This window comes from Vibrio genomosp. F6 (assembly GCF_005146325.1).
Lineage (GTDB): Bacteria > Pseudomonadota > Gammaproteobacteria > Enterobacterales > Vibrionaceae > Vibrio > Vibrio cortegadensis.
Genome location: NZ_SYUT01000024.1, coordinates 223,363 through 237,204, shown reverse-complemented (window position 1 = coordinate 237,204; position 13,842 = coordinate 223,363). Strand labels below are relative to the sequence as shown.

The window sequence follows — 13,842 nt, the reverse complement described above, 5'->3', positions numbered from 1 at the left end:
TGAGTATATAAAAATGATAATTAAAGCGCATTGCTAAAATGGAGACAGGCTAGATGAATTCACCGCTAATGAAGCCGCAAGTTCACAACAAGACAGTATCAACACTCAATAGTACCGATGCGCTTGGGATGGTTGAACATAGCAGTGAATTAACGCTTAATATTTCCACCCCGGTTGGGACTAAGTTTCTTACGACCACCAGCTTCATAGGCACGCATTCGGATCAGTGTATCCTTATTGAAATACCCAAAGTGTCAGATGATGATTTAGAGTTCTTTTTCCAACCAGGATTTTGGGTCAACGTAAGAGCTCTTTCTCATCGTGGTGAAGGTGCGATCATTCATTTTCGCTGTCAGCTCTTGCATAAGATATTAGAACCTATCCCACTCATTATGCTCAGTATCCCGAATACGATGCAAGTAACTCAGTTACGAAAAGAGATTCGATATGACGTTAACCTTGCTGCTAAAGCGTTTGTAAGTGGACATAAAGTTGAGTGTGAAGTCCGTGATCTGTCGAAAAGTGGTTGTCGGTTTGTAACCCCACCGGTAGGAAGACCAATTCAAATCGGTGATGACATCTCAATAGAAATCATGGTAGGTGCTCGCAGAGGTCAAGTATTTGCGCCATTAAAAGGGCGGGTATGTAACTTACAAAAATCGACTCACTACTCGAAATATGGCCTAGAGTTTGATGATAATGGCAAGGTAAATGCCAAAAACCTATTGAGCCAGCTCAAGTTCGATGGGGCTAAATTAGTCTTGCGTAAATAACCTTCAGTTAAACGTCGTTAACGATTGATCGTGATAACGACGTAACTCCCCTATAAAAATAGCAATTCCAAAAGATCATTAACCCGTTTCAATACAATTTTTTCCTCGCCGCTTCGCTTGGTACATTAGCTTATCCACTCGCATCAAAATATCTTCAAAGCGATCATTAGGATGAAACTCCGTAATCCCCACACTTAAAGTCAGATTAATCGCGGAATCGGTTTGAATGAGACAACTATTTTTCAAGCTGTCTTGTATTCTTTTAATCTGTAGCGATGCCCCATAAAGATCAGTTTGGGGTAAAACAGCTAGAAACTCTTCTCCCCCCCATCGTCCATAACAGTCATTTTTACGACAATGGCTTTTCGCAATGTCAGAAAATAGCCTTAAGGAATCATCACCGATGGTATGACCGTATGTATCATTAATTACCTTAAAATCGTCGAAATCAATCAATGCCACCGACATATTGGATCCAAGTGACTGACAATATGATAACTGTTCATTCAGTATTTGCTCGATACTTCGTCGATTTGCCAATCCCGTCAGTTCATCAGTACTTGCCACTTTAACTAATTTGGTATTAGCAATTTCTAGTGCAAATAGATCTTTATTTCGTGCAATTTCATGCCCAATCCATTCAGAAAAAAGGCGGATGAGTTCATAGTCTTGGCGAATAAACGAGCGTGTTTTTGTCACACTAGAAAAATTCAGCGTGCCGTAGCGCTCCCCATCAACAAAAATGGGAGTCCCTAAATACGCTTCTAATCCAAAATTTTCATAACAAGGGTGTCTTGCAATTGAGCTCTGCGCGACATGATGGAAGCCTTGGACATCATTTGCCTTAAATACGTGGCAACAATAGGTTCCCGTCAAATCGAAAACCATACCTGCCGACAATGCGTCATCGGGGTGAGTGGCATGTTGCACTTCGTAATGGTTGCCAGAAATCTTACTCACAATACCAATGGGCAGTTGGAAATGCGCACAACCTAATTCCAAAATAGCTTGAACCCTTTCGGAAAAGTTTAATTCCCGAGATGAGGTCACTTTATGCAACTTATTCAAGGTATCTTCTGCACTAAGCCGATAAGACTCATCTAAAATGATACCAATGTAAAAAGCATTATTCCCCGAAATGTTCTTTATCGCACCACCCGTTGTTTGCCCTTGGAATATACGCCCAGATTTACAACGGTACTGCACATGAGATGCTTCATTTTCCAGCTTTGCTTTTGGATTAAAGCGATCTTTACCGGTTTTGTAAAAATCACTTTCATCGGCATACAGCATTCGCGTACTTTGGTTGAGCAGTTCTTGCTCGGAATAGCCAAAAAGCGACGTTGCCGCTGCGTTGACCATTACAATGTTCCGAGAAAGATCCGCCACAACTACCGCTGAACTGATATGCGCGAAAGCTTGATTCAACATAAAAACATCGAGATCATCCAAACGACTGCTTGGTAAAATTTCATTGATAGAATCTTGAAGCATTACAATTCCTTTTGATTGCTCAAATATTATCTATAGCACACTATACGCATATAATGTAATTCATAGATCCACATATGCAACTTATTGCTTTCATTTCTTGAGCTTCGATTACTTACGCAGTGCATTGAGTTTAGCTTGTGCGATACCAAAAATAGTATTGATCGGATAACTTCCCTCTTCGCTTGCGATACCCGCTTCTTTACCAGTGAAGATTTCAATCGCTTCCGTCACATGCTCAATTGCCCAAATATGGAACTCCCCCTTCTCAACCGCTTTCACAATGTCAGATCGTAACATCAAGTTATGGATATTGGATTGAGGGATGATCACCCCTTGCTCTGCTGAACGCCCTTTGATGACACAAACATCAAAGAAACCTTCAATTTTTTCATTTACGCCACCAATGGGCTGAGACTCACCAAATTGATTCATCGAACCCGTGATCGCAATATCCTGCCGATTTGGCTGCTTTGAAAAGGCGGACACTACCGCACAAAATTCAGCCATGCTGGCACTGTCACCATCGACTCCACCGTAAGACTGCTCAAACGTAATATTGGTGGTCAGTGGTATTCGTGCCGTTTTACCGAATACTGATGAAAGATACGCCGACAAAATCATCACGCCTTTAGAGTGGATACTTCCTCCAAGATCAACATTTCGCTCAATATCGATCACTTCACCCTCACCATAAGCGGTAGTCGCGGTTATTCGGTTAGGTGCGCCGAACATATGATCGCTGGTACTTAACACCGACAGTGCATTCACTTGCCCAATCGCCTCGCCGGAGGTGCGTATAAGCGTTGTGCCATTGACAAATGTTTCCATCACACTGTCTTGCAACCTACCGACTCGCAACTGCTGGTTATCCAGTGCTTGTTCTACATGGCTAGAGCGGATTAAATTCGATTTAGCGGTTTTAGCCACATAATTAGACTCGCGCAATAGATTGGCAATGTGAGCAGAATGAAGTGATAACTTGCTTTGATCTCCCGCTTGGCGAGAGCTATGTTCAATGATCCTTGCGATGGCTTTACGGTCACAGTGCAGCATATTGTTGTCATGAACGATACTCGAAATGAATCGCGCATAGTGAATTTCAGAATCCGGTGTACGCGTCATTTCATCTTCAAAATCAGCCGTCACTCGGAATAGCTCACCAAATTCTGCGTCATAATGTTGAAGTAATTGATAAGTGCGGTAATCACCAAACAGAATAATTTTCACATCAAGCGGAATAGGCTGAGGATCCAATGAGACCGCTCCAGTCAGCGTGACCTCTTTCTCTAATGAGGTAAAGCTTAGCTGTCTTGAACGTAGCGCGCGTTTCAGCCCATCCCATACATAAGGTTGCTCAAGCACTTTGACCGCATCCATCAACAGAACGCCACCGTTTGCTTTATGCAGGCTCCCCGCACGAATCAATGAAAAGTCGGTAAATACCGTCCCTTTAAACGTCGCGGTCTCAACATAACCAAACAGAGAATGATAATTTGGGTTCTCTTCGACCACGATAGGATACTTGCCTTCGGCCTGACTCACGAGAACATTCACCTTGTAGCGTCGAGGCAATTTCTTATCCAAAGAAGCGGTGGCAATTTCATCTTGCTCATTCCCCTCTTCAAGGAAAATATCGGCATTTTCAACAATGTCTTTTTGCAGTTCAGTGAGGTGTTTTTTTATCTCTGGATACTGACTGTAATCGGCTTTTAGCTGCTTAATAAAATGGGTAATCACATCGAGCGTTACATCGTCATTCAGCTTTTGAATTTTTTCAGCGAAAGTCTCTTCAAGCTCCGTTAAATCACGAGACATATTGCGTAAGCTGACTTCAAGGAAATCAATGGTCTTATCAAATTCACTTTGCTGCTTAGGCGATAACTCATCGAAGCTCTCTTCAGTATGTAACTCCTCGCCATTCATAGCGACAAACTGGTAGTCCCCTTGGTTCGTCAGAGTTAAACTCACACCTTTGCTTTTGGCTTCATTGCTGATCCCTTCAAGAGCAACTTGTTGTTTTTTATCAAGTTGTGTTTTCAGTTTATCCGCACGACTGAAGTACATTTCATTATCAAAAGCCAAAGGCATCGCCTTGACCAATTTGGTCATCAACTTTTCAATATCTTGTTTAAGCTTTTTCCCTACGCCTTGTGGAAGCTTCAATACTTTCGGCGTACGCACATCATCAAAATTAGTGACATAACACCAGTCAAACAGCTGCTCGGTTTCATGTGGATGACGATTCAAGTAACGCAAAATCATGGTGCGTTTACCGAGGCCATTTTGCCCAATTGCGTAAATGTTATAGCCTTTCTCTTTGATCGACATCGCGAATTCAACCGCTTTTTGGGCGCGTTCTTGTCCTACGATTTCATCAATGGGGGCCAGTTCTTTGGTCGATTTACACGGTAGCATTTCAAGATCTGCTACTTGATATAACTGCTCTGAAGATAATTGTTTAATCGCCATTACCGCCTCCTACATCCTGTAAAAATACTTCATATAAGTTCAGTGTAGATGCAATTCATAAGTATTTTAGTGACTTAGGCAACATTCGCGTTTAACTGGACATTAATTAGACAATTCACTTTCAATAAATGTAATGATAACTATTTGCAATTGAGATTAATTTGCATTCTAATAAGCGCAGAATGAACGATGGAGAGACTCAATATGGAATTGCAACAGTGCTGGACTCGCTACTTAAAAGCCGAGCAACTTATGGAACAGGGACACTGGCCCGAAGCCCATTATTTGTATGAAGATGTCCTACACCACCTGCCGACTCATATTCAAACTGCGGTGAATGATCACCATGTTAAACCTTGTCAATTTGCTTGTTTACTTTCAGGTTTAAAAGATGCCGCCGTGTCTCAATCCCAAATATATAATCAACTTGGGCGTCCTAATCAGGCCTTTACATCACTCAATCAATCCTACGCTCTGTTACAGTTTTTATCGATAGAGCCTTCGAGAATCATTGCCAGCGTCCACTCCGCCCTTTCTAAACATTGTGATGATCTACTCCATCATATGGCCGTGTTCTGCCATGCTCAACGAGATGCTCAATGGTTAGTGACGTTCGGCGAAATTGAACAGACACATCAACAATTTAATAAACTCAAAATTTACTCAGACCTACCACCCCGCTCATGCGTGATTAATTGATAAGGATATTCAATGCTGTCTCATGCTCTCTTAGAAGTTCGTAATCTCTCCGTAAGTTTTACGACTAATGATGGTGTAGTTAACGCTGTAAATCAGGTCAGCTTCGACCTCAATAAGAATGAAACACTCGCGATCGTCGGGGAGTCAGGATCGGGGAAATCGGTGACCAGCAGTGCGCTTATGCGTTTATTGCCAGGTAATGCCATTGTCGATCCTGAATCGAGCCTTATGTTTGAAGGTGAACCTTTACTTGCAAAAAATGATAAGCAGATGCAAAAGATACGCGGAAACCGAATTGGGATGATTTTTCAAGAACCCATGACATCACTGAATCCGTATATGCGCGTTGGTATTCAGGTTGCAGAGGCGATCATGTGTCATCGTTCAATCAATAAACGCCAAGCAAAGATCAAGGTCTTAGAACTGTTTGAACTCGTACACCTCCCTAGGCCCGAGCAAGCTTACAGTAAGTATCCACACGAATTTTCTGGCGGGCAACTGCAACGAATCATGATTGCGATGGCCTTAATCAACGAGCCTGATTTACTCATTGCAGATGAACCGACAACGGCACTTGATGTAACGGTGCAAGCTGAGGTTCTTAATTTAATCAAAGAGATTCAGCAGAAAATGGGAATGGCGATTTTGTTCATTACCCATGATTTAGGCGTAGTTAAACACTTTGCCGATCGAGTGATCGTGATGTGTAAAGGGGATGTGGTTGAAGAAGGGCACACTCAAACTCTCTTCCAAAACCCCACTCATGAATATACGGAGATGTTAATCAACTCGATCCCAAAAGGAAATAAATCTCCAGTAGAAACAGGGGCTCCAATGTTGCTTTCTGCTGAAAACATTCGAGTTAAATTTCTCATAAAACCTCATTTCATCGAAAGTAGAAATCAATATTTTGAAGCGGTTAAAGGCATCTCGTTAAATTTAAAGCAAGGCGAAACTTTAGGCATTGTTGGCGAATCGGGTTCAGGTAAATCAACACTAGGACGAGCTCTCATTGGCTTACTCCCCTCTTCAGGAAAGATTCAATTCAAGGGTCAAGATGTCAGTTTATTAACAGACAAAGAGCGTTTTTCTCTGAAAAAAGATATTCAAATGGTTTTCCAAGATCCATATGGTTCACTGTCTCCACGTATGACTGTAGGGGAAATCATCACTGAAGGTTTAATGGTTCACCAGCCACACCTATCAAAATCGGAGCGTCTATTAAGAGCATGCAAAGCACTTGAGGAAGTTCGCCTCGAAACGAGTGCCATCAATCGTTATCCACATGAGTTTTCTGGGGGGCAGCGTCAACGAATCGCCATCGCACGCGCACTCATTCTAGAACCCTCTTTTATCTTACTTGATGAACCAACATCAGCCTTGGATCGTTCCGTTCAACTTACCGTGATCGAACTACTTAAAGAGATTCAATTGAAACACAATATTGGCTTCTTATTCATCAGCCATGATCTTAGTGTCGTAAAAGCACTGTCCGATCGTGTATTGGTGATGCAAAAAGGAGAGGTCATGGAGCAAGGAACAGCAGAAGATATTTTCAATACACCTCAGCATGACTACACCAAGCGTTTAATTGATGCGTCATTTGATCTGGATGAAAGCACGAATGAGGATGCTGCGTAATCTAAATTTCTTGAATCTCGATCTTACCGAATTCTCGCCACTATTCTGTTAACACTCGGTTTGGCCGCCGACCAAACCACCGCATGGACGCGGTGGTTTTCTTTTACAAAAACTTAACTCAAAACGTAAACACATACCCGTGAGCACCCGCTACCGCGCCAACTACCGCAACTAAGCTCAACGTCAGCAGTACCTTATGCATTAAATGCAGCATGAAAAATGATTTGTCGCTGTCAGTTTCTGCTTGTTTATGAAACCACTTATGCAGCACTAAAGGCTCCAACACAAACAACACCAGAGTGAAAATAGCCCAGACAAACGTCATAAGATGCATCCACCAAAATTGAAGGTGCAAATATCGGTCCCACGCATCCATCACTTCGAGCATGTAGTAACCCGATAGCCCAGTTAACAATGTGGTTATCTTAGCTTGAAAGCTAAACTTGCCTTCCAACTGTTCAAACAAGGCAAGTCGACTCTCTTTCTCTGGCATCTTTCTAAGGGCAGGGATTAAAACGGTAGTAACAAATGCTACGCCTCCAATCCAAAGCACAACCGCAAACACATGCAGCGCCCGAGCAATGACAAAGCGGTCAAATTCATTCATTTCCTGTTCCTATATTATTACGTCAGTGAGGATCTCAGCACCTTCGGCTCTCGACAAATCCTTATACCCTCACAACACACAAGGGTAAATGAGTATAATTATCATCTGAATGCAAAATGATAACTATCAACAAGATCAATAAACAATAAGAAACCACCTAATTTCTAGAAATAATGCGAAATGGTGAGGTATCGTGTCCGTATATGCTCAATCAGTAGCTTTACCTTATTAGGCGGTTGTCGCGTAAAAGGGTATACCGCGTAAATCCCAAGTTTTTTACCGACAAGATCAGGAAAAATATCCACCAGCTGACCGTTACGAATGTCGTGATACACCAAGCATCGAGGTACGTACGCCACGCCATGGCCACCAAGTGCCGCTTTTCTTAGCGCAGTCGCATTATCGGTCGAAAAGCTCCCTGATACATGCACAATGTAATTGCCCTTTTTCCCTTTAAACTCCCACTCTGACGCTCCCGTGGTTTGATAAGCATACTGAAGGCAATTATGTTCCACCAAATCTTCTGGCTTTAATGGTTTTCGGTTCTTCGCAATATAAGAAGGTGAAGCACACACCACCCATTGAGAATCAATGATATGCCTTGCTTTTAAACTTGAGTCTTCCAAGTAACCCGTTCGAATCACTAAATCGAAGCCGCCATCAATAAGATCGACAAACTTATTATCTAACGACATGTCTACACTCAAACCTGGGTGCATATTGCAGAATTCAGCTACCGCATCCGCCAAGATCAAATCTCCCGAAATACTCGGGACAGACATTTTAATATGCCCTGTCACATTCTCCCCAAAGCCTGAAACTGCTTCCATAGCCTCACCAGCGGCGAGCTTCACAGTTTTCGCACCATGCGCCAGCGCTTTACCCGCTTCGGTAAGCGTTAATTTACGCGTTGTTCGATATAATAATTGAACCCCTAAATCTTCTTCAAGCCGCGCAATTCTTTTGCTAACTACTGAATTTGTAAGGTTATTCTGCTCTGCCACCCTACTAAAAGTGCCCATCTCTACCACTTGGGAGAAAAGGATTAAGTCATCTGCTCTCATTCTATTACATCACTTTTGGAATCAATCTTTTTCATTATTTCCCTATATCAATAAAAAATAAAGGGGTAATGTCACCTGAAATTAACAACCCAGTCACATTTGTTAAATTAAGTGTAAATAATTCAACAATAAACATTTTGCCCATAACGACAAAAATTAGATCTACCCATAACGATAAAAACAATAATAGTCCGATAGGAAATGTTGTACGAGGAAGTACCCATGAGTGAAACAATATTAGCACTACTCGCCTTTTCGCCAATTGTCATTGCGGCAATTTTACTTGTTGGTCTTAATTGGCCAGCCAAAAAAGCCATGCCCGTCGCCTTTGGTTTGACGGTTATCATTGCCCTCGTCTTTTGGGACATGTCCGTTAACCGTGTGTTAGCGTCTGTCTTTCAAGGTTTAGGTATCACCGTATCAGTACTCTGGATTGTGTTTGGCGCTATCTTTTTATTAAACACTTTAAAACACACCGGAGCCATCACCACCATCCGTAACGGTTTTACTGATGTCTCAACCGACCGACGTGTTCAAGCCATCATCATTGCTTGGTGTTTTGGTTCGTTCATCGAAGGGGCTTCTGGTTTTGGAACCCCTGCGGCTATCGCAGCACCTTTACTTGTCGCGATTGGTTTTCCAGCCCTTGCAGCGGTATTGATGGGCATGATGATCCAATCCACCCCAGTTTCATTTGGGGCGGTAGGAACACCAATCATTGTTGGGGTAAACCGTGGGTTAGACACTCATGGAATTGGGGAAGTGCTGGTTGCAAATGGCTCAACTTGGGACATTTACCTGCAACAAATCACCTCTAATGTCGCGATGATTCACGCAACCGTCGGGACATTAATGCCAGTTCTCATGGCAATGATGCTGACACGATTCTTTGGTAAAAACAGAAGCTGGACGGAAGGATTAGACATTCTACCGTTTGCTCTTTTCGCTGGTCTTGCCTTTACGATTCCATATGCGTTAACGGGCGTTTTTCTTGGGCCAGAGTTCCCTTCTCTAATCGGTGGATTGATCGGCCTTGCGATCGTCGTTACCGCAGCTAAAAAAGGCTTCTTAGTACCTAAAACAAAGTGGGATTTTGAAAGCGAAGATAAATGGCCAGCAGAATGGTTAGGATCACTTAAAATCGACCTTAATGATGACAAAACAAAGCCAATGAACATTGCTGTCGCATGGGCACCTTATGTTCTTCTAGCCGTCACGTTAGTCGCGAGCCGAGTCAGCCCTGAGTTCAAAGGATTACTGAAAAGTGTCAGTTTATCCTTTAGCAATATTCTTGGTGAAACAGGGATCAGTGCAGCCATTCAGCCTCTCTATCTACCCGGTGGAATCCTCGTCTTTGTCGCTCTTGTCGCGGTGATATTCCAAGCTCGTAGTGCTGCGCCACTGGCTAAAGCATTTGGCGAGTCAAGTAAGACATTGATCGGTGCCGGCTTCGTTCTTGTGTTTACCATTCCTATGGTGCGAATCTTCATTAACTCGGGTGTCAATGCCGCAGATTTAGCCAGTATGCCTGTCACAACCGCCAACTTTGCTTCAGGGCTAGTGGGCGAAGCATTCCCAATGCTCAGTGCCACCATTGGTGCATTAGGTGCCTTTATCGCAGGCTCGAATACCGTCTCTAACATGATGTTCAGCCAATTCCAGTTCGAGGTAGCTCAAACCCTGTCTATCTCAAGTGCGGTGGTTGTTTCATTGCAAGCCGTAGGTGCCGCAGCAGGTAACATGATTGCAATTCACAATGTGGTAGCCGCATCGGCAACCGTTGGATTGCTTGGTCGCGAAGGTGCCACTTTACGCAAAACCATCATCCCAACCTTCTACTATTTAATCGCAACAGGGTTAATTGGTTTAGTGCTTATTTATGGCGTCCACTTAACCGATGCATTAATGAACTAATCGAGTAATTGACACATAAGCTGAGAAAATGACATTAGGGCCTGTTTACCCCGACACTTGTTTTGTTTCTTGCTTTAACCAAGTGAAGAAACAAGGCAGACCTTAGGCCTTAATGTCACCCCTTTTGGACATAACGACACGCGATCATCGGGGCGACTTGCGGGGCTCACGGATTTAACTCACAGACCGTGTTATTACTAGAATATAAATAAACAACAATCAGTCTTTAAACTGAGAAACCAATACACAGGAACTTAGCATGAACAAACCAGAGACGAATGAGCAACGAGATCGCTATTTGACTTTAGAAGCGTTGCTTGCCACGCAAATAGACTCTAAACGAATTATCACTCAAGAAGCGAAGCGACTCGCTTATGGCACTGATGCCAGTTTCTATCGTCTCATCCCAAAAATTGTTCTGCGGTTAACCCATTTAGATGAAGTTATTTTTGCTATTCAAAGCTGCCGTGAGTTAGACATCAGTTGCACATTTAGAGCCGCTGGCACTAGTCTCTCAGGCCAAGCTGTATCCGATTCCGTTTTAATCACACTAACTGACGACTGGCGAGATCACAAGATCCTCGACAATGGAAACAAAATTATCCTCCAACCTGGCGTTATCGGTGCTGATGCAAACAAATACCTTGCGCCATACCAGAGAAAAATAGGCCCTGATCCGGCCTCAATTAATACCTGTAAAATTGGTGGTATTGCAGCAAACAACGCCAGTGGTATGTGTTGCGGTACTGCACAGAACTCTTACCGAACGGTCGATAGTATGAAAATAGTATTTAGTGATGGCTCCATCCTAGATACCGGTTGCAAAGAGAGTATTGCCGCATTTAAAGCGATTCGTCCTGAGCTTATTGAAGGACTAGAAAACTTATGTGCGGAGACAGAAAATAATCCCGCGCTAACAGAACGCATTCGTCATAAATATCGTTTAAAAAATACTACGGGTTATGCGCTTAACGCATTAGTCGACTATAGCGACCCGATTGAAGTCATCGAACATTTGATGATTGGTTCAGAGGGCACTCTCGGATTTATCGCCGAAATCACTTATAACACCGTCATCGAACACTCTCACAAAGCATCAGCTTTATTGGTATTTTCGAATATAGAAGAAGCAAGCCAAGCCGTAACCAAACTTTCTCACGCCCCTGTCGCGGCAGTTGAGATGATGGATGGTCGAGCAATGCGTTCGGTAGCAGACAAACCGGGAATGCCAGCATTTATTCAACACCTAGATATAGAAGCGGCCTCTATTCTTGTGGAGTCTCATGCCAGTGATCAAGCAGAGTTGGATTTACAATGTAAATGCATCATGGAATCTCTGACTGAATTTTGCATCATCGAATCGATTCCATTTACCTCCCAAGCTTCAACCGTTGCTACCTTGTGGGGGATCAGAAAAGGCATGTTCCCTGCGGTGGGTGCAGTTCGAGAAGTGGGCACAACCGTTATCATTGAAGATGTTGCCTTCCCAGTTGAAAACCTCGCCAATGGTGTGCGCGATCTACAGGCTCTATTTGATAAGTACTATTACAATGAGGCGATTATTTTTGGTCATGCTCTAGAGGGAAACCTACACTTTGTGTTCACTCAAGGCTTTGACTCACAAGAAGAGATCGATCGCTATGGTTGTTTCATGGATGATGTTGCTGAATTGGTTGCCGTGAAATATCAAGGCTCACTGAAAGCAGAACATGGCACCGGTCGTAACATGGCTCCTTATGTAGAATTGGAGTGGGGAAAAGATGGTTACGCGCTCATGCAGCAGATCAAAGCTTTATTTGATCCACAAGGTCTGTTGAACCCAGGCGTTATCATCAATGACGACCCACATTCGCACATTCAAAACCTTAAACCCATGCCAGCAGCCGATCCACTTGTTGATCGCTGCATCGAATGTGGTTTCTGCGAACCCGTGTGCCCATCAAGAACTTTAACTCTCTCTCCTCGCCAACGTATTGTTCTTTATCGGGAGCTTCAGCGCAGACGAGCGGCAGGAGAGACAGTTGAAGCCAGCGAGCTCGAAAAGATATTTGAGTACCAAGGTATCGATACCTGCGCAGCAACTGGGCTTTGTGCCGAGCGATGCCCAGTAGGAATCAATACTGGTGACTTAGTCAAACAACTGCGTACCGCCAAATATCAAAAATTTACGCCTATTGCAAAATGGACAGCCGATCATTTTGAAACCACCACCACGTTAACTAAAGAGGGTCTTAAGAGTAATCAAATTGCGACTAAAATCATCGGGAAAGCTGCCGTTGGTAAGCTAACCAATGGTGTTCGCTCCCTGACTAACGGTAAAACACCGGTTTGGCTACCAGAGTATCCGCAATCTAACTCTCATGATATTTCAAAATCAGCATTTCAGCAGAAAAACACGACAGAAGAAAACGAAGATAAGAAAGTCGTCTATATGCCCTCTTGTGCGAGCCGAACCATGGGGCAACAACAAGATGCGAGTGATCAACGCCCTCTCACAGAGGTTACGCTGTCACTACTTAAAAAAGCCGGCTTCGAGGTTATCGTTCCAAACCAGCTTAATGATCAATGCTGTGGTATGCCCTATGACAGCAAAGGGATGAATGATGTCGCGCAGCAGAAATCTCAGCAGTTAGAAGCGTCGCTATGGCAAGCAAGTCAGCAAGGGAAATACCCAGTATTGATGGATACCAGCCCTTGCGCCAAACGTAGCATTGAGCAATTCACCCAGCCGATGACGATTTTAGAACCCACAGGATTTGTCACTCAATACTTACTGCCATATCTCAACCTTGCCCCGATTGAAGAGACGGTGATGTTGCATGTGACTTGTAGTTCTCGTCGCATGGGACTGGAATCTGATATGTTCAAACTTGCCAGCGCATGTGCCTCTGATGTTATTGTTCCTGAGCATATTCAATGCTGTGGTTGGGCTGGAGATAAAGGGTTTACCACTCCAGAGCTCAATCAAGCGGCGGTTCATCCATTAAGAGAACAAGTGCCTGCACACTGCACGCGTGGGTTTAGTAATAGTAGAACCTGTGAAATTGGCTTATCTCACCACAGCGGTATTCCTTATCAGTCTATTCTGTATTTGGTCGATGAAGTCGCACAGTAAATAGAAACCCAACACATCAAAGCCAGAGGTCCTCACTTCTGGCTTTTTTATCTTCTTATCTTCTTA

General features: G+C 43.4%; 9 protein-coding genes. 5 read left to right on the top strand and 4 right to left on the bottom strand.

Annotated features, from left to right (window positions below; translation table 11 throughout):
- Window positions 1-53 precede the first annotated feature (53 nt).
- A complete protein-coding gene (locus FCV43_RS09920) occupies window positions 54-773 on the top strand; it encodes a flagellar brake protein (protein WP_136995067.1) in 720 nt (239 codons plus the stop codon).
- Between the two features lie 78 nt (window positions 774-851).
- Here FCV43_RS09920 and FCV43_RS09915 read toward each other — a convergent pair whose 3' ends face one another.
- Both FCV43_RS09915 and FCV43_RS09910 read right to left on the bottom strand, forming a co-directional pair.
- Entirely contained in the window at window positions 852-2,267 is a 1,416-nt protein-coding gene (locus tag FCV43_RS09915) for a sensor domain-containing diguanylate cyclase (RefSeq protein ID WP_136995066.1), read from the bottom strand.
- 108 nt (window positions 2,268-2,375) lie between these two features.
- Entirely contained in the window at window positions 2,376-4,736 is a 2,361-nt protein-coding gene (locus tag FCV43_RS09910) for a Lon protease family protein (protein WP_136995065.1), read from the bottom strand.
- Between the two features lie 204 nt (window positions 4,737-4,940).
- On the opposite strand from FCV43_RS09910, the gene FCV43_RS09905 reads away from it, so the two are divergent.
- Both FCV43_RS09905 and FCV43_RS09900 read left to right on the top strand, forming a co-directional pair.
- Window positions 4,941-5,435, top strand: a complete 495-nt coding sequence (locus tag FCV43_RS09905; RefSeq protein WP_017054364.1) for a hypothetical protein — start codon at window positions 4,941-4,943, stop codon at window positions 5,433-5,435.
- 12 nt (window positions 5,436-5,447) lie between these two features.
- Window positions 5,448-7,076: an ABC transporter ATP-binding protein gene (locus tag FCV43_RS09900; protein WP_136995064.1), complete on the top strand. Its 1,629-nt coding sequence runs from the start codon at window positions 5,448-5,450 to the stop codon at window positions 7,074-7,076.
- 118 nt (window positions 7,077-7,194) lie between these two features.
- On the opposite strand, the gene FCV43_RS09895 is transcribed toward FCV43_RS09900, so the two are convergent.
- Together FCV43_RS09895 and FCV43_RS09890 are read right to left on the bottom strand one after the other, a co-directional pair.
- A complete protein-coding gene (locus FCV43_RS09895) occupies window positions 7,195-7,683 on the bottom strand; it encodes a hypothetical protein (protein ID WP_136995063.1) in 489 nt (162 codons plus the stop codon).
- A 164-nt stretch (window positions 7,684-7,847) separates the two neighbouring features.
- On the bottom strand, window positions 7,848-8,747 hold the full coding sequence (locus tag FCV43_RS09890) for a LysR family transcriptional regulator (protein ID WP_017054361.1): 900 nt from the start codon (window positions 8,745-8,747) through the stop codon (window positions 7,848-7,850).
- A 222-nt stretch (window positions 8,748-8,969) separates the two neighbouring features.
- On the opposite strand from FCV43_RS09890, the gene FCV43_RS09885 reads away from it, so the two are divergent.
- Window positions 8,970-10,661, top strand: a complete 1,692-nt coding sequence (locus tag FCV43_RS09885) for an L-lactate permease (RefSeq protein ID WP_136995062.1) — start codon at window positions 8,970-8,972, stop codon at window positions 10,659-10,661.
- 259 nt (window positions 10,662-10,920) lie between these two features.
- Window positions 10,921-13,776, top strand: a complete 2,856-nt coding sequence (locus FCV43_RS09880) for an FAD-binding and (Fe-S)-binding domain-containing protein (protein ID WP_136995061.1) — start codon at window positions 10,921-10,923, stop codon at window positions 13,774-13,776.
- Window positions 13,777-13,842: the final 66 nt, after the last annotated feature.

Bases quoted from the DNA above. Each gene is read 5' to 3' on its own strand.
- FCV43_RS09920 (WP_136995067.1), top strand. From the start codon at position 54: ATGAATTCACCGCTAATGAAGCCGCAAGTTCACAACAAGACAGTATCA.
- FCV43_RS09915 (WP_136995066.1), bottom strand. From the start codon at position 2,267: ATGCTTCAAGATTCTATCAATGAAATTTTACCAAGCAGTCGTTTGGAT.
- FCV43_RS09910 (WP_136995065.1), bottom strand. From the start codon at position 4,736: ATGGCGATTAAACAATTATCTTCAGAGCAGTTATATCAAGTAGCAGAT.
- FCV43_RS09905 (WP_017054364.1), top strand. From the start codon at position 4,941: ATGGAATTGCAACAGTGCTGGACTCGCTACTTAAAAGCCGAGCAACTT.
- FCV43_RS09900 (WP_136995064.1), top strand. From the start codon at position 5,448: ATGCTGTCTCATGCTCTCTTAGAAGTTCGTAATCTCTCCGTAAGTTTT.
- FCV43_RS09895 (WP_136995063.1), bottom strand. From the start codon at position 7,683: ATGAATGAATTTGACCGCTTTGTCATTGCTCGGGCGCTGCATGTGTTT.
- FCV43_RS09890 (WP_017054361.1), bottom strand. From the start codon at position 8,747: ATGAGAGCAGATGACTTAATCCTTTTCTCCCAAGTGGTAGAGATGGGC.
- FCV43_RS09885 (WP_136995062.1), top strand. From the start codon at position 8,970: ATGAGTGAAACAATATTAGCACTACTCGCCTTTTCGCCAATTGTCATT.
- FCV43_RS09880 (WP_136995061.1), top strand. From the start codon at position 10,921: ATGAACAAACCAGAGACGAATGAGCAACGAGATCGCTATTTGACTTTA.